This is a genomic window from Kribbella sp. NPDC003505 (assembly GCF_040610875.1).
In the GTDB taxonomy this organism is placed as follows: domain Bacteria; phylum Actinomycetota; class Actinomycetes; order Propionibacteriales; family Kribbellaceae; genus Kribbella.
The window spans coordinates 42,355-66,926 of record NZ_JBEXNA010000015.1; the positions used below are offsets into that span (position 1 = coordinate 42,355).

General features: G+C 69.6%; 28 protein-coding genes. 15 read left to right on the forward strand and 13 right to left on the reverse strand.

Going from position 1 to position 24,572, the window contains the following annotated elements; genetic code table 11:
- Positions 1-86: 86 nt before the first annotated feature.
- Positions 87-767 carry a ferritin-like fold-containing protein gene (locus tag ABZX12_RS37590; RefSeq protein ID WP_355700230.1) on the reverse strand — a complete coding sequence of 227 codons (681 nt, stop codon included), beginning with the start codon at positions 765-767 and terminating at the stop codon, positions 87-89.
- A 252-nt stretch (positions 768-1,019) separates the two neighbouring features.
- On the opposite strand from ABZX12_RS37590, the gene ABZX12_RS37595 reads away from it, so the two are divergent.
- Together ABZX12_RS37595 and ABZX12_RS37600 are read left to right on the forward strand one after the other, a co-directional pair.
- Positions 1,020-3,104 (forward strand): DEAD/DEAH box helicase, encoded by a 2,085-nt coding sequence (locus ABZX12_RS37595; protein ID WP_355700231.1) that lies wholly within the window; start codon positions 1,020-1,022, stop codon positions 3,102-3,104.
- An 86-nt stretch (positions 3,105-3,190) separates the two neighbouring features.
- The gene (locus ABZX12_RS37600) at positions 3,191-4,120 is read left to right on the forward strand and encodes a DUF4349 domain-containing protein (RefSeq protein ID WP_355700232.1); all 930 of its coding nucleotides are present in this window, start codon (positions 3,191-3,193) and stop codon (positions 4,118-4,120) included.
- On the opposite strand, the gene ABZX12_RS37605 is transcribed toward ABZX12_RS37600, so the two are convergent.
- Positions 4,114-4,866, reverse strand: a complete 753-nt coding sequence (locus ABZX12_RS37605) for an AAA family ATPase (protein WP_355700233.1) — start codon at positions 4,864-4,866, stop codon at positions 4,114-4,116. The two genes, ABZX12_RS37600 and ABZX12_RS37605, sit on opposite strands and share 7 nt — an antisense overlap.
- A gap of 87 nt (positions 4,867-4,953) precedes the next feature.
- Between ABZX12_RS37605 and ABZX12_RS37610 the strand changes: the two genes are divergently transcribed.
- The gene (locus tag ABZX12_RS37610) at positions 4,954-6,483 is read left to right on the forward strand and encodes an MFS transporter (RefSeq protein WP_355700234.1); all 1,530 of its coding nucleotides are present in this window, start codon (positions 4,954-4,956) and stop codon (positions 6,481-6,483) included.
- 19 nt (positions 6,484-6,502) lie between these two features.
- A complete protein-coding gene (locus ABZX12_RS37615; protein ID WP_355700235.1) occupies positions 6,503-7,384 on the forward strand; it encodes an alpha/beta hydrolase in 882 nt (293 codons plus the stop codon).
- Here the strand turns inward: ABZX12_RS37615 and ABZX12_RS37620 are convergent.
- A complete protein-coding gene (locus tag ABZX12_RS37620; protein WP_355700236.1) occupies positions 7,377-8,420 on the reverse strand; it encodes a hypothetical protein in 1,044 nt (347 codons plus the stop codon). The genes ABZX12_RS37615 and ABZX12_RS37620 overlap by 8 nt on opposite strands.
- Positions 8,417-8,944: an RNA polymerase sigma factor gene (locus tag ABZX12_RS37625; protein WP_355700237.1), complete on the reverse strand. Its 528-nt coding sequence runs from the start codon at positions 8,942-8,944 to the stop codon at positions 8,417-8,419. Before ABZX12_RS37625 ends, ABZX12_RS37620 begins: the two co-directional genes overlap by 4 nt.
- A gap of 191 nt (positions 8,945-9,135) precedes the next feature.
- Between ABZX12_RS37625 and ABZX12_RS37630 the strand changes: the two genes are divergently transcribed.
- The 4 genes from ABZX12_RS37630 to ABZX12_RS37645 are packed head-to-tail and all read left to right on the forward strand — an operon-like array spanning position 9,136 to position 10,922.
- Positions 9,136-9,960, forward strand: a complete 825-nt coding sequence (locus tag ABZX12_RS37630) for a hypothetical protein (RefSeq protein WP_355700238.1) — start codon at positions 9,136-9,138, stop codon at positions 9,958-9,960.
- Positions 9,957-10,271 carry a hypothetical protein gene (locus ABZX12_RS37635; protein ID WP_355700239.1) on the forward strand — a complete coding sequence of 105 codons (315 nt, stop codon included), beginning with the start codon at positions 9,957-9,959 and terminating at the stop codon, positions 10,269-10,271. The genes ABZX12_RS37630 and ABZX12_RS37635 overlap by 4 nt, the downstream gene beginning before the upstream one ends.
- Positions 10,272-10,286: 15 nt before the next feature.
- Positions 10,287-10,598, forward strand: a complete 312-nt coding sequence (locus ABZX12_RS37640) for a hypothetical protein (protein WP_355700240.1) — start codon at positions 10,287-10,289, stop codon at positions 10,596-10,598.
- A 9-nt stretch (positions 10,599-10,607) separates the two neighbouring features.
- On the forward strand, positions 10,608-10,922 hold the full coding sequence (locus tag ABZX12_RS37645) for a hypothetical protein (protein WP_355700241.1): 315 nt from the start codon (positions 10,608-10,610) through the stop codon (positions 10,920-10,922).
- Between the two features lie 245 nt (positions 10,923-11,167).
- On the opposite strand, the gene ABZX12_RS37650 is transcribed toward ABZX12_RS37645, so the two are convergent.
- From ABZX12_RS37650 to ABZX12_RS37680, 7 genes are all read right to left on the reverse strand, one after another.
- Positions 11,168-12,124, reverse strand: coding sequence for an ATP-binding cassette domain-containing protein (locus ABZX12_RS37650; protein WP_355700242.1), 957 nt, complete (start codon positions 12,122-12,124; stop codon positions 11,168-11,170).
- Between the two features lie 4 nt (positions 12,125-12,128).
- A complete protein-coding gene (locus ABZX12_RS37655; protein ID WP_355700243.1) occupies positions 12,129-12,944 on the reverse strand; it encodes an ABC transporter permease in 816 nt (271 codons plus the stop codon).
- Positions 12,937-13,734 (reverse strand): ABC-2 family transporter protein, encoded by a 798-nt coding sequence (locus ABZX12_RS37660; RefSeq protein ID WP_355700244.1) that lies wholly within the window; start codon positions 13,732-13,734, stop codon positions 12,937-12,939. Before ABZX12_RS37660 ends, ABZX12_RS37655 begins: the two co-directional genes overlap by 8 nt.
- Before the next feature lie 245 nt (positions 13,735-13,979).
- Positions 13,980-14,819: an alpha/beta hydrolase gene (locus tag ABZX12_RS37665; protein ID WP_355700245.1), complete on the reverse strand. Its 840-nt coding sequence runs from the start codon at positions 14,817-14,819 to the stop codon at positions 13,980-13,982.
- 178 nt (positions 14,820-14,997) lie between these two features.
- On the reverse strand, positions 14,998-15,888 hold the full coding sequence (locus ABZX12_RS37670; RefSeq protein WP_355700246.1) for a PD-(D/E)XK nuclease family protein: 891 nt from the start codon (positions 15,886-15,888) through the stop codon (positions 14,998-15,000).
- Position 15,889: 1 nt separating this feature from the next.
- The gene (locus ABZX12_RS37675) at positions 15,890-16,522 is read right to left on the reverse strand and encodes a MarC family protein (protein ID WP_355700247.1); all 633 of its coding nucleotides are present in this window, start codon (positions 16,520-16,522) and stop codon (positions 15,890-15,892) included.
- A complete protein-coding gene (locus tag ABZX12_RS37680; protein WP_355700248.1) occupies positions 16,519-17,400 on the reverse strand; it encodes a PHP domain-containing protein in 882 nt (293 codons plus the stop codon). Before ABZX12_RS37680 ends, ABZX12_RS37675 begins: the two co-directional genes overlap by 4 nt.
- 104 nt (positions 17,401-17,504) lie before the next feature.
- On the opposite strand from ABZX12_RS37680, the gene ABZX12_RS37685 reads away from it, so the two are divergent.
- Both ABZX12_RS37685 and ABZX12_RS37690 read left to right on the forward strand, forming a co-directional pair.
- The gene (locus ABZX12_RS37685; protein ID WP_355700249.1) at positions 17,505-17,903 is read left to right on the forward strand and encodes an NUDIX domain-containing protein; all 399 of its coding nucleotides are present in this window, start codon (positions 17,505-17,507) and stop codon (positions 17,901-17,903) included.
- Positions 17,904-17,985: 82 nt separating this feature from the next.
- On the forward strand, positions 17,986-18,729 hold the full coding sequence (locus tag ABZX12_RS37690; RefSeq protein WP_355700250.1) for an N-acetyltransferase: 744 nt from the start codon (positions 17,986-17,988) through the stop codon (positions 18,727-18,729).
- Here the strand turns inward: ABZX12_RS37690 and ABZX12_RS37695 are convergent.
- Positions 18,711-19,124, reverse strand: a complete 414-nt coding sequence (locus ABZX12_RS37695; RefSeq protein ID WP_355700251.1) for a DUF4267 domain-containing protein — start codon at positions 19,122-19,124, stop codon at positions 18,711-18,713. The genes ABZX12_RS37690 and ABZX12_RS37695 overlap by 19 nt on opposite strands.
- A gap of 90 nt (positions 19,125-19,214) precedes the next feature.
- On the opposite strand from ABZX12_RS37695, the gene ABZX12_RS37700 reads away from it, so the two are divergent.
- On the forward strand, positions 19,215-19,769 hold the full coding sequence (locus ABZX12_RS37700; protein ID WP_355700252.1) for a TetR/AcrR family transcriptional regulator: 555 nt from the start codon (positions 19,215-19,217) through the stop codon (positions 19,767-19,769).
- Positions 19,770-19,773: 4 nt separating this feature from the next.
- On the opposite strand, the gene ABZX12_RS37705 is transcribed toward ABZX12_RS37700, so the two are convergent.
- Positions 19,774-20,349 carry a histidine phosphatase family protein gene (locus ABZX12_RS37705; RefSeq protein ID WP_355700253.1) on the reverse strand — a complete coding sequence of 192 codons (576 nt, stop codon included), beginning with the start codon at positions 20,347-20,349 and terminating at the stop codon, positions 19,774-19,776.
- Positions 20,350-20,455: 106 nt separating this feature from the next.
- Between ABZX12_RS37705 and ABZX12_RS37710 the strand changes: the two genes are divergently transcribed.
- Genes ABZX12_RS37710 through ABZX12_RS37725 form a run of 4 tightly spaced genes read left to right on the forward strand, consistent with a single transcriptional unit; the run spans position 20,456 to position 24,563 of the window.
- The gene (locus ABZX12_RS37710) at positions 20,456-21,490 is read left to right on the forward strand and encodes a LacI family DNA-binding transcriptional regulator (protein WP_355700254.1); all 1,035 of its coding nucleotides are present in this window, start codon (positions 20,456-20,458) and stop codon (positions 21,488-21,490) included.
- An 18-nt stretch (positions 21,491-21,508) separates the two neighbouring features.
- Entirely contained in the window at positions 21,509-22,804 is a 1,296-nt protein-coding gene (locus ABZX12_RS37715) for a sugar ABC transporter substrate-binding protein (protein WP_355700255.1), read from the forward strand.
- Positions 22,804-23,751: a sugar ABC transporter permease gene (locus tag ABZX12_RS37720; RefSeq protein ID WP_355700256.1), complete on the forward strand. Its 948-nt coding sequence runs from the start codon at positions 22,804-22,806 to the stop codon at positions 23,749-23,751. The genes ABZX12_RS37715 and ABZX12_RS37720 overlap by 1 nt, the downstream gene beginning before the upstream one ends.
- Positions 23,751-24,563, forward strand: a complete 813-nt coding sequence (locus ABZX12_RS37725) for a carbohydrate ABC transporter permease (RefSeq protein ID WP_355700257.1) — start codon at positions 23,751-23,753, stop codon at positions 24,561-24,563. Before ABZX12_RS37720 ends, ABZX12_RS37725 begins: the two co-directional genes overlap by 1 nt.
- The last annotated feature ends 9 nt before the right edge of the window (positions 24,564-24,572 follow it).

A 24,572-nucleotide genomic window follows, 5' to 3' on the forward strand; every position in this document is an offset into this window, starting at 1 on the left:
GACATCGGCTGAATGTTCGGCTGCTTACGGCCGTCGCCCTTCGGGGTGACGGCCGTAGCTGTTTCCAGTCGCTGACGCCGATCCGGTCAGGCCTGCAGGCCCAGAGCGGTCATCCGGGCGGTGTGCGCCTCGGTGAGCCGGGTGAACATCCGGCCGATCGCGGCCAGGTCGAGGCCCGGACGGTCCACACTGCCGGCCAGCAGGGAGGCCAGCGAGTCACGGTCGGCGGCGATCCGCTGCGCCTGACTGAGCGCCTCGCCCACCAAGCGGCGGCCCCACAGCGCCAGCCGGCCGCCGAGCTTCGGGTCCTCGTCGATCGCGGCCCGCACCCGATCCACCACGAACTCGGCCTGACCGGAGTCGGCGAACACCTCCAGCACCAGCGCCCGCGTCTCCGCGTCCACGAACGACGCGATCTCCCGGTAGAAGTCGTTGGCCAGCCCGTCCCCGACGTACGCCTTGACCAAGCCCTCGAGCCAGTCGGACGGCGCGGTGTGGTCGTGGAACGCGTCCAGCGGCGTGACGAACGGCCGCATCGCGTCCATCGGGTCCACGCCGAGCTGCACGAGCCGGTCCCGGAGCCGCTGGAAATGCCCGAACTCGGTGGTCGCCAGCGCCGCCAGCTCCGCCTTGTCGTCCAGGGTCGGGGCCAGTTTGGCGTCCTCGGCCATCCGCTCGAACGCGGTCAGCTCGCCGTACGCGAGCACTCCCAGCAGGTCCACCGCCGCGGCCCGGTAGGCGGGGTCGTCAAAGGCCGTCTGCTCCATGCCCGGCACCCTATCGGGCCGCGCACGGGAGTGGCGCATGCCACACGAAGCGGCGTTGACAGCCGCTGCGGTTACACTGGTGGGCGATTCGCCGGTGACGCGCCCAGATGGGCAAGCTGGTGCGAGGTGCTTGCACAGTGTCCCCGCGCCTCACGATCGGGGCTAGACAGCCCCAGGCGCCCGGCCACTGAGCATCTGTCCGCACCAAGCATGTGAGAGGCGATCAGCCTGACCACCTTCCGAGAGCTCGGGGTGCTGCCCGAGATCTGTGACGCGCTCGACCGTGTCAACATCAAAGAGCCGTTCCCGATCCAGGAAATGACGCTCCCCGTCGCGCTGATGGGCACCGATCTGATCGGGCAGGCCCGTACCGGCACCGGCAAGACGCTCGGCTTCGGCATCCCGTTGCTGCAGCGCACCATCTCCCCCGGCGAGGCCGACTACGAGGAACTCGCCGCCCCGGGCAAACCGCAGGCGCTGGTCGTCACCCCGACCCGGGAACTGACCATCCAGGTCGCCAAGGACCTGGTGACTGCCTCCACCGTGCGCACCGTGCGGATCCTGACCATCTACGGCGGCGTCGCGTACGAGCCGCAACTGGACGCCCTGAAGAGCGGCGTCGACGTGGTCGTCGGTACGCCGGGACGCCTGCTGGACCTGGCCAACCGCGGGGTTCTCGACCTCAGCCACATCAAGGTCCTGGTCCTGGACGAGGCCGACGAGATGCTCGACCTCGGCTTCCTGCCCGACGTCGAGCGGATCCTGCGCAAGACGCCCGAGCTGCGCCAGACCATGTTGTTCTCGGCAACCATGCCGTCGGCCGTGATCGGCCTCGCCCGCACCCATATGCGGCACCCGCTGAACATCCGGGCCGAGTCGCACGAGGACACCCAGATGGTGCCGACCACGGCACAGTTCGTCTACCGGGCGCACGATCTGGACAAGCCCGAGGTGGTGGCCCGGATCCTGCAGGCCGAGGACCGCGGCCGGGTGATGATCTTCTGCCGGACCAAGCGCGAGGCGTCCCGGCTGACCGACGACCTGCAGGACCGCGGTTTCAAGGCGGCCGCGATCCACGGCGACCTGAACCAGCAGGCCCGCGAGCGGGCGCTGACCCGGTTCCGCGGCGACAAGATCGACGTCCTGGTCTGCACCGATGTCGCCGCGCGCGGTATCGACGTCGAGGGCGTCACGCACGTGATCAACAACACCTGCCCGGAGGACGAGAAGACCTACATCCACCGGATCGGGCGGACCGGGCGCGCGGGGGCCAGCGGCATCGCCGTCACCTTCGTGGACTGGCCGGACGTGACCCGGTGGAAGGTGATCAACAAGGCGCTCGACCTGCCGTACGACGAGCCGCAGGAGATCTACTCCACGTCGCCGGAGCTGTACCACGACCTCGGGATTCCGTCGGAGGCGAAGGGCCGGATCCGTCCGGTGCGCGCGCCGCAGGAGGTCCGCGAGACACGAGAGGACAGGCCGCGCGGTCGTCGCAACGAGGGCCGTTCCGACGGCGAGCGGCCGGGCCGCAAGCGGAACCGGACCCGGAAGCGCACCAGGGCCGGCCAGCCGCTCGAGGAGCGCGCCGACGTCACCACGAAGACCGACGTACCGGTGTCGACCGAGACGGTCGCCGAAGAGGCGCCCGCCCGGAAGCCGCGCAAGCGCACCCGCACCCGGAAGACCGCAGAAGCCGCCACGGCCGAGGCGGTTGTAGCCGAGGTCGAGGTCGCCGAGGCGAAGGCGGACGAGCCGGCAGTCGACGAGAAGCCCGCCAAGCGAGCACGCGCCCGCAAGACGGCGCAGGCGCCGGAGGCGGCTGCCGAGGCGCAGGCCGAAGTGGTCGCGGACGAGAAGCCGGCCAAGCGCACGCGGACCAGGAAGGCGGCGCAGGCGCCGGAGGCAGCTCCCGAGGCGCAGGCCGAAGTGGTCGCCGACGAGAAGCCCACCAAGCGCACGCGAACCCGGAAGGCGGCTGCGGCTGAGCCGGCTGCTGCGGAAGCGGCGGCGGACGAGAAGCCGGTGAAGCGAGCGCGGACGCGTAAGACGGCCGAGGCGCCGGAAGCCGCTGCCGAGGTGGCTGCGGCTGCGGAGGACAAGCCGGTCAAGCGCACTCGCACCCGCAAGACCGCGCCGGCGGCCGAGGCGAAGGCCGAGCAGGCCGACGCGGGTTCGAAGGCCGAGCAGCCCGCGGCCGCGGGCGAGAAGCCGGTCAAGCGCACGCGGACCCGGAAGGCGGCTGCGAGCGCGGCGGAGGAGCCGGCTGCGGACGACAAGCCGGTGAAGCGGGCGCGGAAGGCGGCGACGACGCCGATCTTCAGCGCGCCGGAGTGACCGTTTCCGAATGGTGATCTGACGCTGCAACACCCAGCCCCGCGTGGGCCGTCCTAGGACGGTAATCACGAGAGAGGGGCTGGGTGATGAGGCGGATCAGGGCGGTGACGGCCGTGATGGCTGTCGTGGGGGTCGTGGTGCTGGCCGGTTGTAGCGCCAGTGGCAACGACAGCAAGTCGGCCGGCGACTCCGCGGCCGCGCCGAGGCAGAGCTCCGGCGAGGCGGCGGGCAACGCGAAACCGCAGGCGCCGGCCGCCGGCAAGTCGGACTCGTCCGGAGGCGGCGGCAAGGACGAACCGACGATCACGCGGGCGATCATCAAGAGCGGCTCGCTGGCCGTCGAGGGTGAGGACGTCTCCGCCCTGCGGCAGAAGGCGGTCGCCGCGATCACCGGCCTCGGTGGTCAGGTGGCCGCCGAGGACACCATGAGCGACCCCGACGGCCGCATCAACCGGTCGAACCTGGTCCTCAAGGTGCCGACCAAGTCCTTCGAGACCGCGATCCAGCGGCTGTCCGACCTCGGGAAGCGGCTGCAGATCCACCAGGAGTCGACCGACGTCACCGAGCAGGTCGTCGACGTCGCCAGCCGGATCGAGTCGCAGCGCGCCAGCCTGGACCGGACCCGCGCGCTGATGACGAAGGCGAACACGATCGGCGAGATCGTCTCGGTCGAGAGTGAGCTGACCCGCCGTGAGTCGGACCTGGAGTCGCTGCTGGCCAAGCAGAAGAACCTGGCCCTGCAGACCGATCTCGCGACGCTCACGCTGACGCTGACCGAGCAGGGCAAGCCGCCGGTGCAGACCGTCAAGGAGCCGGACAAGGGCTTCGTGGCGGGCCTGAAGGGCGGCTGGCACGCGTTCACCGCGGTCTTTTCCGCGATCGCGACCGCCGTCGGCGCGCTGCTGCCGTTCCTGGTGCTGCTCGCGATCGTCCTCGTACCGCTTTGGCTCTTCCGGAACAAGCTGCGCCGCCAGCCGGCCCCGCTCCCCCCGTCGGCGCCGAACAGCGGTCAGTGAAGCAGTGCGCCGGCCAACGCCCGGTAGGCCTTCGCGCCGGGCGAGGCCGGCGCCGTGCTGAGCACTGTGTCGCCGATCGCCGGCGCTTCCGCGAACCGGATCGACTTCGGGATCGCCGGCTGCAGCACGTCCAGCGAGTACGTGTCCGCGATCGTCTCGAGGACGGTCCGGGCGTGCGTCGTACGGCCGTCGTACAGCGTCGGGAGCACACCGAGCACCCGCAGGCCCGGGTTCGTCAGCCGCTGGACGTCGTGCACGGTGTCGAGTAGTTGCCCTACGCCACGATGTGCCAACGTCTCGCACTGCAAGGGGATCAGCACGTCGGACGCGGCGGACAGGCCGTTCACGGTGAGCAGCCCCAGGGTCGGCGGGCAGTCGACGATGATCCAGTCGTACGACGTCCGCAGCGGGCGCAGCGCGGTCCGCAGGACCTGCTCCGGACCGCTCTCCCGGGCCAGCTGGACGTCCGCGGTGGCGAGCGCGATCGTGGCGGGCAGCAGGTCCGGGGCGTCGTCGGACTCGATCAGTACGTCGCGTGCGCGCACGCCGCCGAGGAGCACGTGGTGGATCGACTGGTCCAGGTCCTCGGGATCGATACCGACCGAGAACGTCAGGCAGGCCTGGGGGTCGAGATCGACCAGCAGCACCCGTTGGCCGAGCTCGGCCAGGGCTGCGCCGAGGGTGGCGACCGTGGTCGTCTTGGCCACGCCGCCCTTCTGATTGGCGACCGCGAGAGTGCGAGGCACCCGGCCATTGTGCCGTACGGCGGACCGCCCGCCCACACCGACCGAGCTGTTGACTTCAAGGACACTTTAACTCCGAGCATGCTGGACATGACCGGAACGAGCATCTGCCCCGATCCCCCGACCCCCGACTGCGACGACCGGCCGGAGGTACCGGCCCGGGCCGGGCGGCGGGAGTGGCTGGGACTGGCCGTCCTGGCGCTGCCCACCGTCCTGATCGGCCTCGACGGGACCGCGCTGCACCTCGCGGCTCCGGCGCTCAGCGCCGACCTCGCACCCAGCTCGTCGCAGCTGCTGTGGATCGTCGACGTGTACGGATTCGTGGTGGCCGGGCTGCTCGTGACCATGGGGACGGTCGGCGACCGGATCGGGCGCCGCCGGCTGCTGATGATCGGTGCGGCGGGCTTCCTGGTCGCCTCGCTGCTCGCGGCGTTCGCGACCAGCGCGGAGCTACTGATCACCGCGCGGGCCCTGCTCGGCCTGGCCGGGGCGACCCTGATGCCGTCGACGTTGTCGCTGCTCAGCAACATGTTCCGCGATCCCGGCCAGCGCCGGCTGGCGATCGCGATCTGGATGACGAACTTCATGGTCGGCGGCATGGCCGGTCCGCTGATCGGCGGCGTGCTCCTCGACCGTTTCTGGTGGGGTTCGGTGTTCTTGATCGGCATCCCGCCGCTGGTGCTGCTGCTCGTCGTCGGGCCGCTGCTGCTCCCCGAGTACCGCAACGAGCGCGCCGGCCGGATCGACCTGCTCAGCGTCGTTCTGTCGGTCGCGGCGATCATCTCGGTGGTCTACGCCGTCAAGGAGACCGCGAAGGGCGGCCTGCACCCGGGCACAGTGGCCGTCGCGGTGGTTGGTGTGGGACTCGGCTGGTGGTTCGTCCGCCGCCAGCTGGGACTGTCCGAGCCGCTCCTCGATCTGCACTTGTTCCGCCGGTCCGCGTTCAGCGCTTCGCTCGGTGCGCAGACCTTCGGGCTGTACGTGCTGGCCGCGATGCAGTTCCTCGCCGTGCAGTACTTCCAGCTCGTGCTCGGGATGAGCCCTTTCGAGGCCGGTCTGTGGATGCTGCCCACGACGGTCGCGGGCATCGCAGGCACGCTCGCAGGTCCGTATGTGATCCGTCTATTCCGGCCAGGCACCGCCATGACCGTCGGCTTCCTCGTCGCGGCGCCCGGGCTCGCACTGATGGCTGCCGCGACCGGGCGCTGGCCGGTCGTCATCGGGCTGAGTCTCGCCGGTCTGGGCATCCAGCTGGTGCTGGCACTCACGTACGACGTCGTGATCAGCAGCGCGCCGCCGGAGCGAGCCGGTGTGGCGTCCGGGATGGGCGAGACCGGCACTGAGCTCGGGATCGCGCTAGGCATCGCCATCGCCGGCAGCATCGTCACAGCGGTCTATCGCGCCGGGGTGTCGGTGCCGGCCGGTGCACCGGACTCCGTACGCGACACTCTGGGCAGTGCGGTGATCGAGGCTGAGCAGCTGCCCGCACCGCTCGCCCAGCAGCTACTCACGACGGCGCGGGACGCGTACACCAACGGCGTACAGCTGGCGGCTGTGATGAGTGTCGTGATGGTTCTGATCCTTGCCGCGACCACGGCCAAGCTGGTTCGGACCAGGTGAGCGGTTAGTCTCTTTACTTGTGAGTACGCCGCGTACGCTGACGCTGCCCGACGGGGTGCGCCCCGAGACACTCGAGACCGACCGTGGCTCGTTCGCCACGCTGACCGCCGTACCCGACATCGGTACGCCGCTCGGAACGGTCCTGCTGGTGCCGGGCTGGACCGGCAGCAAAGAGGACTTCACACCGCTCGTCGACCACCTGTGCCGGTACGGGTGGCGGGCGGTGGCCGTCGACCAGCGTGGTCAGTACGAGACCCCGGGTCCGGCCGACGCGTCGGCGTACTCGCTGGCCGAGCTGGGCGCGGACGTGGTGGCGATGAGCAAGGCGCTCGGCGGGTACAGCCAGCTGGTCGGGCACTCGTTCGGCGGGCTGGTCGCGCGTGAGGCCGTGCTGACCGACCCGTCGGTGTTCTCGACGCTCAGCCTGCTCTGCTCGGGACCGGCCGCGTTCACCGACGAGGCGACGCTGCAGAGCCTGCAGATGCTCGCGTTCGGGCTCGCGAACCTGCCGATCGAGCAGGTGTACGACTTCAAGCTCGAGCATGACCGCAAGGCGCCTGGGTACGTCGTACCGGCCGACGACATCGTCGCGTTCCTGCGGAAGCGGTTCACCGGAAACGTACCGACCAGCCTGGCCGAGATCACCCGCCGGCTGACGGACGCCGAGGACAAGACCGATCAGCTCGCCAAGTCCGGCGTCCGCACGCAGGTGCTGCACGGCGAGACCGACGACGGCTGGCCGATCCCGGTCCAGGAGGCGATGGCCGAGCGCCTCGGTGTGCAGGCTGAGGTCATCCCCGGCGCCGGCCACTCACCGGCCATCGACCAGCCGGCCGCGACCGCCCGCCTCCTGGTGGACTTCTTCCACGACTACCCGGACCTGACCGCTACCACTACCTGACCGGCCGGACCGCCGGCTGGAAGTCGAGCAGGTCGAGGCCGACTGGGGTCAGAGCGGCTTTCACCTGCTCGGTGTAGACGAGCAGGTGAACCGGCGCGGCTCCGCCGGTCATCCCGTCGGCGCCTCCGCTCAGGTACACGCCGAGGTTCTGCTCGCTGAGGATGCCGTTCAGCGTCTCTCGGACCCGGTCGCTGTCAGCGTTGCTCATCAGGACCGGGGCCACGCACAGGTTGCCGCTGTACACCTTCTCGAACGCCGTACGGAACGCCGCGAGATCACCGTGCGCGACACCGACCATCATCACCACGGGCGCGTTGCGGGACGTGCCGTTCGGGTAGTAGGTGACCGGGCCGTAGGCCTGGGCGGCATGCGCGGCGAGGAACGTCTTGACCGCGGTCGACCAGATGTTGCTCGGCTTCGACGGCCAGCCGCCGGCCGGGGCCGCGCACGGCAGCTTCGGCAGACCGGCGTCGGCTGAGCGGATCGGCTCGGCCTGCTGCTGGACGTCGATCGTGCCGTCACGCCAGATACCGGTGACGGACGCCTGGCCGGTCCGGACGCCCTTGATCGTGGTCACGCCCGGGATCCGGTCGACCTCCAGTCCGTTGAGCTCGACCGCGAAGTCGGCCGGGCAGCTCGGCGCCGGCTCCTTCCCCGGCAGGTAGCCGATCGCGGTCTTCGGCAGCGGCGCACAGAAGACCGGGGCCTTGCCCGGTACGGCGATGATCTCGCCGCTCACCTGCACCTTGTCACCCGGCTTCACCAGCCACTTGTCGTTGCCCTGAGCAAACGCTTGCGGGGCGCTGGTTGCCGTCGTGGCGGGAGGTGCCGGCGTCTTCGGGTCCGGCAGTACGGAGAGGACACCGGCCGCCACGACCGCGACACTGGCCGCCGCGAGCGCGGGCACCCAGCGACGGTTCTTGCGGCCGCCGCTCAGCATGTACTCGAGATCGGGCTCCGGCGGCGCCTCCTGGTCAGCCCGCCAGCGAGCGCCGGCCCGGGTCAGCAGGTCGTCGACTTCATCGGTCTGGTTCATTCGGTCACCTCCAGTAGGGTGCGGAGCCGGTGGCGCGCGTCGGACAGCGTGGACTTCACGGTGCCTTCGGAGCAGCCCATGACGGCCGCGGTCTCGGCGACGGACAGGTCGGCGAAGTAATAGCAGTCGACCGCGAGCCGTTGCCGGTCCGACAGCGACATGATCGCGTGGTCGACGTCCATCCGCGCATCGAGATCCGGGCGGGAAGCCGCCGGCCCCGCGTCCTCGATCACGGTCAGCGAGGCTCCGGTGCGCATCCGGCGTACCGCTTTCCGGGCCTGATCCGCCGTGATCGCGAGCAGCCAGGCCGACGGCGTACCGCGCGAAGCGTCGTACTGCCCCCGCTTCACCCAGGCCCGCGCCAGCGCCTCCTGCACGATGTCGTCCCGATCAGCCCCCACCGCCAGCCGCCCCGCCAACCGAGCCATCGCCACCAGATGGGGCCGAACCCACGCCACAAACCCAGGCCCGTCCCCCGGCGGCTCTTGCACGCCCGCCACCGGCTCACCCGTCATCGTCGGCATACCTTCTCTACCCCCGATCAGCCCACCCGGTTGGCTCCTACCCGCATTTCAACGACCCCACCACCCCAACGTCACCACCCCACCCCATTCCGTAACCCACCCGAGTTATCCACAGATCCCCGAAACCCACCCCACAGCCCCTTCCGGAGTCCGTACGGTCGATCGAAAGCCAAACCAAGCCTGGGGGACAGATGCAACCCGGTCTCGACAACCTTCCAGAACCGGCAGATCTCCATGCACGGCTGACCAAGACCCGTCGGCTGGACTGGGGGCAGCCCGTCCCTAGGAAGTCAGAGATCGCAGCCGCGTACGGAGACAGTGCGACCGCGCAAAGCATCATCCTGCTGGCTCGGGCCGCCGAGGTCGAGCCTCGGCTGACCGATGAACTGGTGGCCTCCCTCGGCGAAGGCGCCACCGCGCATCAACTCGAGAGCCGCTTGAAGTCTCCGCAGTCGCTCGCCCGAAAGATCCGCAAGCAGGCTGGGACCGAATTCGGCAAGCAGCCGATCGAGGACGTTGTGCGCTACACGATCGTCGTAGCGGACCCGGACGATCTGGTGGCAGCCTCCGTCGATGCCCACGGCGCACTGAACGGGCGCGGCTGGAAGATCAACGGCGCGGTGCAGTCCTACGCGGACGGGAGTAGGTACAAGGGCTTACACATGTTCCTGCAGAAGTTCGACCAGCGAGTCGAACTGCAGGTCCACTCGAACGAGTCGATCACGGTGAAGACTCGAACCACGCCGCTCTACGTCGTGGAGCGGGACCCGGACCAGCCGCGAGCCGAACGTGTCAAGGCGCGAAACGAAGCCATCGCCTTGTCCGCCGCGATGCGGCAGCCCGCCGGAATCGACGACCTGACCTCCCTGGGCGGGGTGCCGGTCGAGGTCAGAGTCTACGGTAGGAGAGGCCGCCCGACCGAGGGACGAGGCCGGGGCAACGGGTCCTCGAGGGTCGAACGTTCAGGTACGAAGCAGTCGATCGAATACAGCCGAAAGAACGGAAGGGCGAGATGACGCGTCTGTTTCTGGTCAGCCAGGGTGAGCGGCAGATCTGGGTGGCGGCATTGGTGGACGAGGATGTCTGGACATACGTCGGGAACACCGGGAAGTTCCATCGCAACGAAGGTGTCCGGGACGACTACTTCATGAACAACGAAGCGCAGTACGCCGACATCGGGATCGCGGAGGCGAAGCGGCTGATCGCTGCCGGCGTGGGGCAAGTCGACGCGGAGAAGAACCCGGATCCGGTGCGAGACTGGCAGCACGACGGCGACGCGATGGAGCCCGAGGTCGTGTTTGCGTCGATGGCCGCGGACCTCGCGTAGCTCGGCGACGCAGTGATGAGGCTCTACCTGGTCGAAGAAGGCGATCGTCTGGTGTGGGTCGCAGGGCCGGCACACGAGGTGATGTACGCATACGTGGCGAACACCGGCACGTTTCACAACAACAATGCCCTACGCAACGACTTCTACATGGTTCTTAACTTCACATACGAACAGATCGGGCCCGCCGCAGCCAGGCGGTTGATCGCGCAGGGCGTCGGCACCCTCGACGACGACGAGGACCTGACCGCACTCGCCAAGTGGCGTTCCGACCCGAATCCCCTGTCACCGGCCGATGTGCTGGCCGTGGCCGCCGGCTCCAACGAGTAGGCGGTCGAGGTGACACGTCTGTTCCTGGTCAGCCAGGGTGAGCGGCGGCTCTGGGTCGCGGCGCTGGTGGATGAAGATGTCTGGACGTACATCGGGAACACCGGGAAGTTTCATCGCAATGAGGGTGCGCGGCATGACTACTACCTCCTCAACGGGATGCAGTACGTCGACATCGGAATCGCCGAGGCCAAGCGTCTGATTCAGGCCGGGGTCGGCCTTGTCGACGAGCAGGAGTTGCCGGACTCGGCTCGTCGCTGGCGTGAGGACACCGAAGGAATGGATCCTGAGGTGGTGTTTGCCTCGATGGTGGCGGACCTCGCCTGAGCGGTTGGTTGGCCCTGGGGCTCCCGGCGACCAGCGGTCCTTACTCTTGGTACCCGGACCAGGTGGTCACGGAGGCCGCGGACCGGGCGGACTGCGAGGTTCTGCGGCGGCGTCGCTCGACGCGCTGGCCGAGCTGGAGGAAGCCCGGGCCACGGGTACGGCGGGTCCGCGCGATCCCAAGCAACACAAGACGTTCAGCGGGTACCCCAGCCCAGGACCACCCACAGGTCGAACGGTCTCATCCGCTAGGTCCTGGTTGCGGGGGTGTAGAGCTGGGTGATGACGGATTCGATGGTGGGTTCGGAGACCGAGAGGTCCATCAGGGGGTAGTTGGCGGCGATCTCGGCCAGGAGCGGGGCCGCGCTGGTGGTGGTCGGGAAGGTGAGGTGCTGGCGGGGGCCGTCGACCTTGACGACCGTGGCTCCGGTGACCTCGATGGGTGGCAGGGAGGTGGCGAGGTCGACGACCAGGGTGCGGGGCGCGGACTGGCTGGACTTGAGGCGGTCGAGGGTGCCGTCGAAGATCTGGCGCCCGTGGTCGATGACCATCACCCGGGTGCACAGCGCCTCGATGTCGTCGAGGTCGTGGGTGGTGAGGATGATCGTGGTCCGGCGCTTCGCGCTGACCTGGGCCAGGAACTCGCGCAGCCGCGCCTTGCTGATCACGTCCAGCCCGATCGTCGGCTCGTCCAGGTAGACGATCTCGGGGTCGTGCAGCAGGGCCGCCGCGATGTCGCCGCGCATCCGCTGCCCGAGCGACAGCTGGCGGACGGGGACGTCCAGCAGGTCGCCGAGGTCGAGCAGTTCGACGAACGTCGCCAGGTTCTCCCGGTGCCGGGCGAGCGGGACGTCGTACATCTTCTGCAGGACGGCGAACGAGTCCTTCAACGGCAGGTCCCACCACAAGGTGGTGCGCTGGCCGAACACGACGCCGATGCGCCGGGCGAGTTTCAGCCGGTGCCGCGACGGGTCGACGCCGGCCACCCGGATCGACCCGCCGGACGGCACCAGGATCCCGGTCAGCATCTTGATCGTGGTGGACTTCCCCGCCCCGTTCGGCCCGATGTAGCCCACCACCTCCCCGGGTTCGACGGTGAACGACAGCCCGTCGACCGCCCGCACCTCCCGCCGGGTACGGCGTAATCCGCTCCGCGACGTCACCGTGAACGCACGGGACACATCCGACAACTCGATGACTGGCATGACCTCAGCTCCCTGTACTGCGGTAACGGCGAAGACCGGCGCGCCACGCCAGCGACGCCAGCGCGACCATCACGACGGCGACCAGCGGCGACAGCATCCCGATCCAGGACGGCAGGCCCAGCGGGGCCGGCTTACCCAGCACGAACAGCGCCGGGTAGTAGTTGACGAAGGCAAGCGGTACGACGAAGGTCACGGCCCGCACGATCTCCTTGCCGAAGATCGTCAACGGGAACTGCGTCAGCGCCTGCCCGCCGTACGTGACCGAGTTGGCCAACTCGGCGGAGTCGACCGAGACGAACTGGAACGCGCCGCCGAGCACGAACAGGGCCCCGAAGATCACCGACCCGGCGACCAGCGAGACGCCCAGCATGAGGCCGCGGGCAACGGTCCAGTCGACCTCGAGGTGGATCAGCGCGAGCACCAGCACGGTCGCGGCCTGCAGCGGGCGGCCGAGCCGGCGCAGCGCGAACCCATCCGCCGCGGTCTGCAGGAACGCGGGCACCGGCCGGATCAGGTACGCGTCGAACGAGCCGGTCCGGATCCGTTCGCCGACCCGCTCGATTGATCCGGTGACCAGATCGGCCACCCCGAGCGCCATCGAGGCCGTTGCGTAGAGCAACGCCATCTCCGGCAGCGAGAACCCGCCGAACGACGTGATGTGACTGAACATGAACAGCACCGCGATGAAGTCCGTCACCGTGACCAGCATCGAGCTCACCAGCATCAGCACGAACGACGCCGGGTACGCCAGCGCGGACCGGATCCACAACACGATCAGCATCCAGTACTGCGCGGGCGCCCGGAGGACACGCTCAACCACCCTGGATCACCACCTTCCGGGTCGCCAGCGTGGTGGCGAACTGCCCGATCAGCAGCAGCACCAGGAGCCAGCCCACCTGGAACATCAACGCCGCACCGGTGCCTCCCGGGTTCCGGCCGAGCCAGATGTCGATCGGCACCTGCATGGTCGCGGCCCACGGCGTCGCACGGGCGACCGTCCCGATCCAGCCGGGGAACGCGACCAGCGGCAGGATCGTCCCGGCGAAGAACAGTGAGAGCACCAGCGCGAGGTGCTCCATCCCGCGCGAATCGGTGATCCAGAACCCGGACAACGCGACCAGGTACCGGATCGAGAAGCTGACCAGGATCCCGAGCACCAGGCCGAGCGCGATCACCGGCCACAGGCTCGCACTGGACGGGAACTCGAGGTCGAACACCACCGCCCCGACCAGCAACGGGGCACCGCCGCGGACCAGCAGCTGGAACATCGCGCGCCCGAGATCGACGGACATCCACCACAGCAACAGCTGCGTCGGCCGATACAGGTCGACCGCGATCTCGCCGCTGCGGACCCGCTCCCCCAGCTCGTTCGTCGTGGTCGCGCCGAAGATCCCGACCGGCATCAGCAACCCCTGCTGCAACCACACGAACGTCAGCGCGTCGGATACGTCGTACCCGCCGAGCCCGGGTCGTTCGCGCCACAGGGTCAGATAGACGCCGCACAGGATGAACCCGAAGATCGTGTTGGTGAAGATGCCGGACACGCTGGCGATCCGGTACGTCGAGAACCGCCGGAAGGACCGGACGGCGATCGCCCAGTAGACACCCACTGCAACCTCCTCTCGAACTCCAAGGTGGCGTCCGAGAGCACAGCGGCACGCAGAACCGCCCCGCATCCAGAAGGACCCGGGGGTTCGGACACCACTGTGACGGCATGGCGGCACCATGCCGGTTGTCAAAGGCAGAAGAGGGACGGTACGCCGGTGCTCGGCGAAGCGTCAACACGAATAACCGGTCCGGACGCGGGACCCCTCAGACCCGCGCCCGGACCGGTGCCCGGGGGAAGTACAGGAACCTACAGGGTGTCGGTCTTCAGCAGATGGGCGAGGTGGGTGGCGAACGGCGCCGGGTGGCTCGCGTACCCGCCGTGCCCGCCCGGGAACATCACCACCGGCCAGCCGAGGTGCTCCGCGACGACCTCGATCGGGCGCCCGGGAAGATGCGCGAACGACTCCAGCCCGGCGGCCGGGACGACGCGATCGGCGACCCGCCGCAACGCGTCCAGATCCGGCACGTACCGGGTGAACGGCAGCAGTTTGTGCTCGTAGAACGTGGCCGCGTTCCCCTGCATCCGCTCCGCGAGCTCGCGGTACTCCGGCAGCAGGTCCTCCATCGGCGGCATCGCGTCGTCGTCCATCCCGGTGCCCATCATGAACACCACGTCGGCCGCGGTCAGGCCGTCCTCGCGGTACGTCGCGTACACGTCCTCGAAGAACGCGCGCGCGTCGGCCGCGTCCGGCAGCACCTCGGTGCACGGCGGCTCGTGCGCGACGAGCATCCGGACCCGCTCGGGATGCCGGGTGATCAGCTCGAGGCCGGTGATCGCGCCCGAGCTGGTGCCGAAGACGTAGGCCGGCTCGTGGCCGGCAACCGCGTCGAGCAGGGCCAGCGCGTCGGCGGCCGACTGCTCGACGGACTCGTCCGTCGCGTCACCGTCGGACCGGCTGCGGGAGTTGCCGCGCGGGTCGTAGGTCACCACCGTGTACTCGGCGGCGAGCTGGCCGACCATCCCGGAGAACACGCCGGCGTCGGTCCCGCCGCCCGCGATCAGCAGCAGCACCGGCCCCGAGCCGGTGACCTCGTAGTGCAGCGTTGCCCCCGGCACCGCCAGCTTGTTCACAGTCTTCGCACCCATCAGGCGAACCCCTTTCGTTCACCCTCAGAGTTCACCCACCCGCTGGCATCCCACGCACACGCCGCTGGCACGGCGGCAGCTCGACAGGAGGTCTCCGCCCATCGACCCATCCCTCAGGCGTGCGGACCCGCCCGGCGAGCGGGCAGTGGGCGTATACGTACTGTCGAGCTGCCACCCGTCAGCCGGCGTCCTCCAGCGGGATCGGCGACGGTTCGTCCAGGCCCGCCCACGGGTCGCGGGGCGGGGACTCGCGGCGGCCCTGGGGGCAGATCTTGGCGAAGTCGCACCAGCCGCACAGCGGCGACGGCTCCGGCGGGAACACGGCATCCGCCTCCGCCGGCGTGAGCCCTTCGGCCCAGCGGGCCTCCGCGGCGGCTGCGTCGTCGGCCATCGCCTCGGCGCGCTGCTGGTGCCGGGCGAGCGACGCGTCGTCGTGATCGGCGGCGGCGACCGTGTTCGTCGGGAGGTGGTGGAGCTCGACCCGCGTGCACGGCTTGTGCAGCACGCGCCGGGCACCGAGCACGTAGAGCGCCATCGCCAGCGACGACCGGGCGTCGACCGGCGTCAGCGGCCGGCGTCCGGTCTTGTAGTCGACGATCGCCAGCTCGGTCCCGCCGCTCCCGTCGCGGGCCGGGCGCTCGTCGATCCGGTCGACCCGCCCGCGCAGCGAGGCCCGTGCGGTGGTGAAGGCGACCGTCCGCTCCACGCCGCGCGGTTCGTAGTACGGATCGGAGTCGCGCAGGTAGCCGAGCACCATCTCGGTCGACCGGTCCCGCCAGTCCAGCGACTGCTGCTCGTCGCGGAACCCTTCGCTACGCCAGCTCGACCGCATCTTCGCGACGACCTCGTCCGGTGTCCGGCGGGACGCGGGCCAGCGGCCGAAGAAGTCGGCGAGCACCTCGTGCACGATCGCGCCGACCGTGTTGTGCGCCCACGGCGGACCCTTCGGCGGCCGCGGCGTCTCGAGGTAGGTGTAGCGGTACTTCCGTTTGCAGTCCGCGAACGTCAGCAGCTTCGTCGGCGTCGCCACGAACAGCCGCGTCGGCATCCCGGGGAGCATGTCGTTCATCTCAGCCGGCCTTGATGCCGTGTTGATCTATGAAGGCGGTGACCGCGTCCGCGACCAGCTGGACGGCGATCGCGCTCAGCAGCAGACCGGCGATCCGGGTGACCAGCAGGACGCCGTTCTCGCCGAGGATCCGCATGATGACGCCGGAGAACCGCAGCGTCAGCCACATCACCAGGTGGATCGCGATGATGCCGACCGAGATCGCGACCACGTCCGGCAGCGACCCGTTCGCCCGCTGCACGAACACCATCGTGGCGACGATCGCGCCCGGCCCGGCGAGCAGCGGCGTACCGAGCGGGACGAAGGCGATGTTCACGTTCTTGGTCTGCACCGGGTCCTCGGCGGTGTCGGTCAGCAGCTGCAGCGCGATCAGCAGGAGCAGCAGGCCGCCGGCGCACTGCAGCGCGGGCAGCGTGATGCCGAGGTGGTGCAGGATCTGCTGGCCGAACGCCGCGAACACGACGATCACGCCGAACGCGACCAGCACCGCCTGCCAGGCCGCCTTCTTCCGCACCGCGCGGGACTGGCCGGCGGTCAGCGAGATGAAGACCGGCACGGTGCCCGGCGGGTCCATGATCACGAACAGCGTGACCACGACCTCACTGAGCAATCCCAGGTTGATGACACTGTTCACGGAAGGTAGGCCTCGGGGACCTGCGCGTCGGAGGCGGCGGCGTTGCTCTTGGCGACTTCCAGCAGGCGCTCGAACTGCTCGGGCTCGGTCGAGTTCACACCCAGGTCGTGGTCGATCTTGCCGGCGCCGTGGTGGTCGCTGGAGCCGGTGTGGACGATGCCGAGGTTGCGGGCGATGGCGCGCAGCGCCTCCCGGGACTCCGGCGAATGGTCCTGGTGGTCGACCTCGATGCCGGCCAGGCCGTGGTCGGCGACCAGAGCGGCCAGGTTCTCCTCGGTCATCACCTTGTAGCTCGACCGGCCCCACGGGTGCGCGATGACCGGCACCCCGCCGGCCTGGCGGACCAGGTCGATCGCGTGGCCGGGCTCGAGCGCGTAGTGCGGCACGTGCCCGGCGCGGCCGTCGGCGAGGAAGCGGTCGAACGCCTCGCTGCGGTTCGCGACCGTGCCGTTCGCGACCAGGGCGTCGGCGACGTGCGGGCGGCCGACCGACGGCGTCCCCGTCGCCTGGGCCAGCACCTCCTCGACGGTGAGCGGCACGCCGATGCTGTTCAGCCGGGCCACGATCGTCGGGATCCGGTCGGTGCGTCCCTCGCGGACCACCTGCAGGTCCTTCGCGAGCGGGACGTAGGCCGGGTCGAGCAGGTAGCCGAGCAGGTGGACGCTGATCCCGTTGAGCTTGCAGGAGATCTCCAGCCCCGGGACGAAGCCGATGCCGAGCTCCTCGGCGGCCCGGCGGCCGTCCACCCACCCGTCGGCGGTGTCGTGGTCGGTGAGCGCGATCACATCGAGCCCCGCCTGCTGCGCGTGCCTCATCAGGACGTCCACCGGATCGGTGCCGTCCGAACGGTTCGAGTGGGTGTGCAGGTCGATGAGCACGAGCGGTCCTGGGTCCCTTCGCCGGGTGGCTGTCACCGCTGATGCTATCCGCGTTCACCGACGAGACCTGGCACTTGTGCACAGACGCTCTATTCTTCGGGGGCATGGAGCGCGTCGACTGTGTGGGTGCCCTGGTGTACGACGAGCAGCACCGGCTGCTCGTGGTCCGCCGTGCCAACGAGCCGGGGCGCGGTCTGTGGTCGATCCCGGGCGGACGGGTCGAGCCCGGCGAGGACGATCCGGCGGCGGTCGCGCGGGAGGTCGCCGAGGAGACCGGCCTGACCGTCGAGGTCGGCAATCTGGTCGGCGAGGTCGAGCGCCCCGGCCCGCGAGGACAGCTCTACGTGATCCGCGACTACGAGGCGACAGCCGTCGGCGGCGAGCTCAGGCCGGGTGACGACGCGTCGGACGCGCGCTTCGTGACCCGCACCGAGATCGCCTCGCTGCCCACCGCCACGCTCCTGATCTCCACGCTCGAGCAGTGGAACGCCCTGCCCGGGTGACGACATCCGCTGGGGTCTGGGAACAAGCAATAACCTGTCCCCAGACACCGGCGCTTGTCGCGCGACCGGACAGACTGGGCAGATGAACGTCGTGCGGGCGATCGAGGACAACGCGGCCGAGTTGCTGATGGCGATGGGTGCCGCGGGCGGTGGTTCGCAGCGGGTGGACGAGCGGGCGGAGTGGACGATCGGCGGGTCGCCCATCGATTACCACAACGCGGTGGTGCGGGCCTCCGACGCGGGTGTGATCGCCGAATCCGTGGCGGAGTTGACGAACCGCGGCGTCCCGGGGACCTGGCACGTCGGGCCGTCGATGCCGATCGCGGCCGCGGAGCTGGTCGCGGCGGGGTTCGTTCCGGCCGGCGCGGAGCCGGGGATGGCGGTGCGGATCCCGGAGCTGGTCGCGCCCCGCGCCGTGCCCGGGTTGTCGTTGACCCGGGTCGGCGACGACGAGGGGCTGGCTGTGTGGGAAGCAACGCTCGGACAGGGCTTCGGCGAGGGTGAGCGGGAGGCCCGGTGGGTCGCGTCGGTCTACCGCAAGCTCGGGTACGGCGACCCGTGGCGGCACTACATCGGGTGGTCGGCCGGTACGCCGGTCGCGACCGCGACGGTGTTCCTCGGCGCGGGCGTGGCCGGGCTGTACTTCGTGATGACGGTGCCGCAGGCCCGGCGGCGTGGGATCGGCGCGGCGATCACGTACGGCGCCCTGCGTGACGTGGACGCGGAGTACGCCGTACTGGGATCGTCGCCGGCCGGGCGGCCCGTGTACGAGGCGCTCGGGTTCCGCGAGCACTGCTCCATCGAGCTCTACGAGTGGACCGGCTGAAGGTCCTTCTCCGTGGCGACGCGTTCGCGGAGCAGGAGCAGCGCGTCGACGAGCATGACCGCGGCCGTGAGGCCGTGCACGCCCAGTGCCGTCGCGGCCGGGCCGCCGTGGCTGAAGACGACGATCATGTCCGTGATCGGGATGATCACGAGGACCGCCATGATCACGCCGGTCGTCCGGCGCTGCCGCAGCACGACGAACAGGGTGAGCAGGACGAGCCCCAGGGCGATGTCGCGGATGCCCTTCACCGGGAAGTATCCGGCGGCCGTGCCGGTCGGCCACGGGTCGATGCCGAACCCGGCCGCGGCGCCGGCCCCGTCGACCAGGTACCGCGAGCCGAAGGTCAGCGGGAAGATCCCGAGCAGAAGGGTCAGGACGGTGGTGAAGCGGCGCATGGTGGAGCTCCTCTGATCTAGCATCGCTAACTTTTCTAGCAATGCTAGACCTGTCGTCGCTAGATTGTCTAGCAGTGCTAGCATCAAGGGATGCCGACCCAGTCACGCCGCGAGCGGGCCCGCGCGGAGCGCCGCGACCTGATCCTGCGCACCGCCCGCGAGCTCGCCGAGTCCGTCGGCTGGGGCGCGGTCACGACCCGCCGCCTGGCCGAGGCCGTCGACTACAGCCAGCCGGTCCTCTACGGCCATTTCAAGAACATGGACGCGATCGCCGACGCGGTCGCCCTGCAGGGCGTCGAGGAACTGACCGCAGCGATGCGTACGGCGCGCGCTGCCGGCGGTCTGCGGGCGCTGGCCCAGGCGTACCTCGGCTACGCCGCCGACCACCCGGCGGTCTACGAGGCGATCTTCGTCCGCCCCACCGACCTGTCGTTCGGCACCCCGGACAGCCCCTCCCCGCTGAAGGACGCCTTCGAGGAGATCCGCGCCGGCGTGGAACCGTTCGCGGAGACCGACCCCGAGACCCTCACCGAGGTCTTCTGGAGCGCACTGCATGGCCAAGCCACCCTCAACCAAACCCGCCGGCTACGCCCGAGCCATACCCAGGCCCGCGTAGACCTCCTCATCACCCGCCTGACCGCCTAGGCGGTCAGGAGTTCCAGTGCAGGATCGCCGGGGAGCCTCGCTCCCAGCCGAGGGTCGAGACGGTGGCGGTATTCAGGACGAAGTGGCGGCCCTCGGTGACGTCGAGTTCCAGCCAGCGGGCGGTGAGGCCGCGGAGGGCGTGGGAGTGGCCGAAGACCAGCACGTCACCGGGCACGGCGGCCAGGCGGGCGTTCACGCGGTCGAGGCGCGCGGCGACCTCGGCGGGGGTCTCGCCGTTCGGCACCGGATCGTCCCAGACGGTCCAGCCGGGGACGGTCTCGCGGATCTCCGCGGTGGTGATGCCCTCGTAGTCCCCGTAGTTCCACTCGACCAGGTCGTCGTCGACCTCCGCGCCGGGGAAGCCCGCGAGCTCCGCCGTACGCCGGGCGCGCTGCCGCGGTGACGTCAGCACCAGGTCGAAGGACTCCGCCGCCAGCCGGTCGCGCAGACTCGCGGCCACGCGCTCACCCTCGGCCGTCAGCGGCAGGTCGGTGACGGACGTGTGCCGGCCCGACTTGCTCCACTCGGTCTCTCCGTGCCGGACCAGGAAGACCCGGTCCTTTCGCTCGTCTGAGGTCACCCCCGCATCCTCTCAAACCGGTCCCGAGGTCTTGACCGTTTGAACGATCCACGGCAGGGTATCGAAACTGTAAGCGCTTCCACTGCCCCCTGAGGAGCGAACCCCGATGCCCTCCGGTCCCACCGGCCGGCCGGCGACGATCTATGACGTCGCGGCCCGCGCGAAGCTGTCGATCGCGACGGTTTCCCGTGTCCTGCAAGGGACCGGCCCGGTTTCGGCGAAGGCGCGGGCGCGGGTCGACCAGGCGGCGCAGGAGCTGAACTACGTACCGCTGCGGGCGGCGCGGAGCCTCGCCGTCCAGCGGCACGAGGCGCACGGGCTGGTGCTGCCGGATCTGGCCGGCCCGTTCTACGGCGATCTCCTGATGGGGTACGAGCGATGGGCCGGTGAGCACGGCCAGAGCGTCGTCATCACCGTCACGCACGGCCACCCGGATCCGCGCCGCACTGTGATGGACCTGGCCGGGCGCGTCGACGGCATAGTTGTCCACGGCAACGCTCTCGAGCTGCCGGCGGTGCAGGGCCTGCGCAAGGCCGGCGTACCGGTGGTGCTGATCGCGCATCCACCCGTCACCGGCTGCGACTCGGTGCGGAGCGAGAGCGCCGCCAGCGCGGAGCAACTGACGACCCGGCTGCTCGAGCACGGTCGGGAGCAACTGCAGTTCGTCGGTGATCCCGCCAGCTCGTACGACGTGTCCGAGCGGTACGCCGGCTTCGCGAAGGCGCACCAACTCCGCGGGCTGCCGGTGCCGAAGCCGCTGCGGGTCCCACTCACGGAGGAAGCCGGCCGGACCGTCGCCGAGAAGATGCTGCAGGCAACCACCCGGCCGGACGGGCTGGTGTGTGCCAACGACGAGCTTGCCCTGGCTGCGCTGGTGACGCTCGCCGCGCACGGGGTGGAGGTGCCCGGCGACATCGTGGTGACCGGGTGGGACGACGTGATGGCGGCGCGGTACGTGTCGCCGGGGCTGACCACGGTGCGGCAGCCGATGGCCGAGTTGGGCCGGGTGGCCGCGGAGCGGTTGCACGAGCGGGTGACCGGGGTCCGGACCCGAGCCCGCAACGACGTACTGGCAACACAACTGGTGCTGCGGGACAGCTGCGGCACCAACCGGGGGATGCACGCAGTAACTCCGAAGTAATACGTGAGGAGACCGCACATGTTCACCCACAGCATCCGCCGCCGGCTGGTGATCGGCAGCGCTGCACTCACCGCCACAGCGCTCGCGCTGGCCGGTTGTGGGCGGTCGGAGGACACGCCGAGCGGCGGATCCCAACCGGCCGCCACGATCAGCGACGGGCCCGCCACCGGGAATCTGACCGTCTGGGCGATGGGCACCGAGGGCGAGAACCTGCCGAAACTGATGGAGCAATTCAAGCAGGCCAACCCCGGCGTCAACGTGACCGTCACGCCGATCCCGTGGGACGCCGCGCACAACAAGTTCACCACCGCGATCACCGCGAACACGCTGCCCGACGCCGCCATGGTCGGCACCACCTGGATGGGTGAGTTCGCCGACCTCGGCGCGCTCGACCCGACACCGCAGGGCATCGACAGCTCCGGCTTCTTCCCCGGCGCGCTCGACACCACGAAGGTCGGCGGGACGCAGTACGGCGTGCCGTGGTACGTCGAGACGCGTTCGGTCTACTACCGCAAGGATCTCGCCGCGAAGGCCGGGTTCAGCACGCCCCCGACGGACTGGGACGGGCTGAAGGCGATGGCCAAGGCGATGCAGGACAAGGCCGGCGCGAAGTACGGGATCAACCTGACGCCCGGCGGGACCGGCTCGTGGCAGACGGTGATGCCGTTCGCCTGGTCCGCGGGTGCGAGCATCACCGGCGACGACCAGAAGGAGTTCACCTTCGACACGCCGCAACTGCAAGAGGCGCTGACGTACTACCAGAGCTTCTTCACCGGCAAGCTCGCCGGGACCGACATCCCGCCGGACAACACCGAGGCGTACTTCGTCACCGGCAAGGCGCCGATCTTCATCTCCGGACCGTGGATGGCCGGGTCGGTCGCCAAGCTCGGCGGCGCCGCGATGAAGCCGAACATCGGGGTGTTCGAGCTGCCTGCCAACAAGACGTCGACCTCGTTCGTCGGCGGGTCGGACTTCGTGGTGTTCAAGTCGTCGAAGAACAAGGACAGCGCGTGGAAGCTGGTCAAGTTCCTGTCCGATCCGAAGACGCAGGCGGCGTGGTACAAGATGTCGTCCGATCTGCCCGCGGTGAAGAGCGCCTGGCAGGACCCCAGCATCGCGGGTGACCCGCTGCTCCCGGTCTTCGGGAAGCAACTGGAGACCGCGAAGGCGCCGCCGAGCGTCCCCAACTGGGAGCAGGTCGCGACCGCGTTCGACGCCGAGGTGGAGAAGATGGTCAAGGCCGGCCAGTCCCCTGCCGACACCGCCAAGGCCATCCAGGCCAAGGCCTCCCAGATCGGCACCGGCGGCAGCTGATGAGCTCCCGGGAGACCACGGGCGGGGCTGCCGCCATCGCGCCTGCCGCAGTTCTCGGCCGGCGGCGGCGCAGGGCCTGGGACCGGCAGACCGTCGCCGCGTGGGTTCTCGTCCTGCCCTTCGTGCTGTTGTTCCTGGCGTTCACCGCAGGCCCGGTGCTCGGGTCGTTGGGGATGTCGTTCACCGACATCAGGCAGCGGGACCTGCGGACGCCGTTCGCGGTGGACGGCGTCGGGTTCGGCAACTACGCCAAGGCTCTGTCGGACGAGACGTTCCGCAAGGCAGCGTTCAACACCGCGTACTTCGTGGTCGTCGGCGTACCGCTGACGCTGGCCGTCGCGCTGGCGGCGGCGGTGCTGCTGGACCGCGGCGTGCAGCGGTTCCGCAGCGTCTTCCGGGTCGGGTACTACCTGCCGGTGGTGACCTCGATCGTGGCGATCGCGGTGATCTGGCGGTTCGTCCTGGCCCCCGACTCCGGGCTGGTCAACAGCGTGCTCGGCTGGTTCGGGATCGACGGACCCAACTGGCTGGCCTCGAAGACCTGGGCGATGCCGTCGCTGATCGCGATGGCGGTCTGGCGCAACTTCGGGACCGCGATGCTGATCTTCCTGGCCGGTCTGCAGGGCATACCGCAGACGGTCGAGGAGGCCGGCCAGCTGGACGGCGCCGGCTCGTGGCAGCGCTTCCGGTACCTGATCCTGCCGCTGCTGCGACCGACGGTCCTGTTCACCACGGTCACCACCGTCATCGGCTACCTGCAGTTCTTCGAGGAGCCGCTGGTGATGACCGACGGCGGACCGTTGAACAGCACGCTGTCGGTGTCGATGTACACCTACAACCAGTTCGGGTTCGGGAACTACGGACTGGCGACGGCGATGGCGTACATCCTGTTCGTCGTCATCGCGGTCGTCACGTTCATCCAGTTCCGGCTGCTGAGGGAGAAGTGATGCGCCGTACCTGGTGGATCTACCTGATCGGGGTCCTGGGGCTGGTCGCGGTCGCGGCGCCGTTCCTGTGGATGGTGCTCGGCAGCTTCAAGACCCAGGGCGAACTGCTCCGGGTGCCGCCGACCTGGTGGCCGGACAGGCCGACGAACCAGAACTACGCGGACCTGTTCAGCAAGGCCGACTTCCCGCGCTACTTCCTCAACTCCACGGTGGTCGCGCTGGCCGTCACGGCCGGCAACCTGACTTTCTGCTCGATGATCGGGTACGCGCTGGCCAAGCTGCGGTTCAAGGGCCGCAACGCGCTGTTCGTGGTGGTGATGGCCACGCTGATGATCCCCGGCATGGTCACGTTCGTCCCGCTGTTCGTCCTCGTCACCAACGCCGGGCTCGCGAACTCGTACCCCGGCCTGATCCTGCCGTTCCTGGTCTCGCCGTTCGGCGTGTTCCTGATGCGGCAGTTCTTCCAGGGGCTGCCCGACGACCTGATCGACGCCGGCCGCGTCGACGGCACCGGCGAGCTCGGCATCTTCGCCCGGATCATGCTGCCGTTGACCCGGCCCGCGCTGGCGACGCTCGGCATCCTCACCTTCCTCGGATCCTGGAACAACTTCCTCTGGCCGCTGGTGGTCGCCCAGACCGAGGACAAGTACACGCTTCCCGTCGCCCTCGCCCTGTACTCCACCGGGCAGAACGCGCAGAACTTCGGTCTGCTGATGGCCGGCGCGGTCGTGGTCGTCGTACCGGTGCTCGTCATCTTCCTGGCGTTCCAGCGGCACGTGACCAAGGGCATCGCCATCACCGGACTGAAATAGGAGACTTCA